Origin of the sequence: Streptomyces sp. NPDC001532 (assembly GCF_040298625.1) — a bacterium.
Lineage (GTDB): Bacteria > Actinomycetota > Actinomycetes > Streptomycetales > Streptomycetaceae > Streptomyces.
This window is the reverse complement of sequence record NZ_JBEPAL010000103.1, coordinates 1-1,173: the sequence shown is the minus strand read 5'-3', so window position 1 is coordinate 1,173 and position 1,173 is coordinate 1. Positions and strand designations below refer to the sequence as shown.

Annotated in this window: 1 protein-coding gene; it reads right to left on the bottom strand. The window is 72.2% G+C overall.

Going from position 1 to position 1,173, the window contains the following annotated elements:
• Window positions 1–1,173, bottom strand: a 1,173-nt coding sequence (locus tag ABT232_RS38390) for an acetyl-CoA carboxylase biotin carboxylase subunit (protein ID WP_351849445.1), incomplete at both ends; no start/stop codon positions are given.

Below are 1,173 nucleotides of genomic sequence, written 5' to 3'. Positions count from 1 at the left end.
GCGGGTGGCGCCGGTGACGATGAGTTTGGCGAGCAGGGAGTCCCAGGCGGGGCCGATGACGGAGCCGGACTCGACGCCGGCGTCCAGGCGGACGCCGGGGCCGGTGGGCGGGTCGAAGGCGGTGACGGTGCCGGGGGCGGGCAGGAAGCCCCGGCCGGGGTCCTCGCCGTTGATGCGGAACTCGAAGGAGTGGCCGCGCAGCTCGGGGTCGCCGTAGCCGAGTTCCTCGCCGTCGGCGATGCGGAACATCTCGCGTACCAGGTCGATGCCGGCGACTTCCTCGGTGACCGGGTGCTCGACCTGCAGGCGGGTGTTGACCTCCAGGAAGGAGATCGTGCCGTCCATGCCGACGAGGAACTCCACGGTGCCGGCGCCGACGTAGCCGGCCTCCTTGAGGATGGCCTTGGAGGACGCGTAGAGCTCGGCGACCTGTGCCTCGGACAGGAAGGGTGCCGGGGCCTCCTCGACCAGCTTCTGGTGGCGGCGCTGCAGCGAGCAGTCGCGGGTGGAGACGACCACCACGTTGCCGTGGGTGTCGGCCAGGCACTGGGTCTCGACGTGGCGGGGCTTGTCGAGGTAGCGCTCGACGAAGCACTCACCACGCCCGAACGCGGCGACGGCCTCGCGCACGGCGGAGTCGTAGAGCTCGGGGACCTCTTCGAGGGTGCGGGCGACCTTCAGGCCGCGGCCGCCGCCGCCGAAGGCGGCCTTGATCGCGATGGGCAGGCCGTGCTCCTTGGCGAAGGCGACGACCTCCTCCGCGCCGGAGACGGGGTCGGGGGTGCCGGCGACCAGCGGCGCGCCGGCGCGCTGGGCGATGTGGCGGGCGGCGACCTTGTCGCCGAGGTCGCGGATGGCCTGCGGGGGCGGGCCGATCCAGATCAGTCCGGCGTCGAGAACGGCCTGGGCGAAGTCGGCGTTCTCGGACAGGAAGCCGTAGCCGGGATGGATGGCGTCCGCGCCGGATTCACGCGCGGCGTTCAGGACCTTGTCGATGTCCAGGTAGCTGGTGGCCGGTGTGTCACCGCCCAGGGCGAACGCCTCATCCGCGGCGCGGACATGCAGAGCGTCCCGGTCCGGGTCGGCGTAGACGGCGACGCTCGCGATACCGGCGTCCCGGCAGGCCCGGGCAACGCGGACAGCGATTTCGCCACGGTTGGCGATGAGCACCTT